Source organism: Oleiphilus sp. HI0043 (genome assembly GCF_001634935.1).
Genome location: NZ_LWEY01000727.1, coordinates 1 through 934, shown reverse-complemented (window position 1 = coordinate 934; position 934 = coordinate 1). Strand labels below are relative to the sequence as shown.

Below are 934 nucleotides of genomic sequence, written 5' to 3'. Positions count from 1 at the left end.
TTAAGGTCTGAATATATGAGCAACTCGTAAAACTCTTCGACAATTTCATTTGGGTCTTGGCTCCCACACCCTGTAAGAAAAACAGATAACACAAGTACAAAAATTATTTTCATGTCGATTCCTTATTTACTTCAATAATGCGTTGAAACCATCAGCCATAGCCTTAGAAAGCGCCTCTATAACCACATGGCATGTTTCACTTTCTTCGGCCTCAGCTTTGGGTATTGAGTTGCACTCTTCGACCAATGCGATCAATCGATCTTCGTCAGCTATTAACTCTTCAACAGTTGGCACCGATTCTCCGCAGCCGCTTAAAAAAATTGTTGAAAGCGACAGACAAAATATTCCAGTTTTTTTCATTATTAGATCCTTATGATGTTTAAGTCATATCTGGTGAGGCTTCGTTGAATGCGTACTCGAAAATAATCTTGCTAGAGCGGGAAGCTACCTCGGCAATCAATGGTGGCTATGAGTTTTGCATAAAGCAGAATCATTAATTCCACCATTCGCCCAAGCTAACTACTAAAGAAATTAATACAGGTCTTAGATACCTAAAACGCACTTGTGTTTCCTTAACAGCACTCAATTATCCCAATTTGGGATAATGCTAGCACGCTAATAACATGACCACAATATGGAAAGGTCTGTTAACACACCAAAATATAAACGATTTCAAGATTGGCTTATTAAATCTAGGGTAGCCAAGGAATTGACACAGATTGAATTTGCTAAACTTCTAAACGAGCATCAATCGTACGTATCTAAAATTGAATCTGGCGAGAAAAGAATATCAGTGCAAGAGTATGCCCAGATAGTTAAAGTTCTAGGTATTGACCCACTAGAAGGTTTGAAGATTTTAGAGTAAAAAGAAAAGTCATTTATGCTACTTTCCTCCCCGTTACATCTTCGAAAATGGAATAAATGTCCTCCACCT

General features: G+C 38.0%; 2 protein-coding genes. One reads left to right on the top strand and one right to left on the bottom strand.

All coding sequences use genetic code 11. From position 1 onward, the window contains the following. Positions 1-126: 126 nt before the first annotated feature. Positions 127-360, bottom strand: a complete 234-nt coding sequence (locus A3729_RS08500) for an EexN family lipoprotein (protein WP_068633649.1) — start codon at positions 358-360, stop codon at positions 127-129. A 274-nt stretch (positions 361-634) separates the two neighbouring features. Here A3729_RS08500 and A3729_RS34530 point away from each other — a divergent pair, with 274 nt between their 5' ends. After that, complete coding sequence (locus A3729_RS34530) at positions 635-865, top strand: helix-turn-helix transcriptional regulator (protein WP_068633647.1); 231 nt, start codon at positions 635-637, stop codon at positions 863-865. Positions 866-934: the final 69 nt, after the last annotated feature.

Bases quoted from the DNA above. Each gene is read 5' to 3' on its own strand.
- A3729_RS08500 (WP_068633649.1), bottom strand. From the start codon at position 360: ATGAAAAAAACTGGAATATTTTGTCTGTCGCTTTCAACAATTTTTTTA.
- A3729_RS34530 (WP_068633647.1), top strand. From the start codon at position 635: ATGGAAAGGTCTGTTAACACACCAAAATATAAACGATTTCAAGATTGG.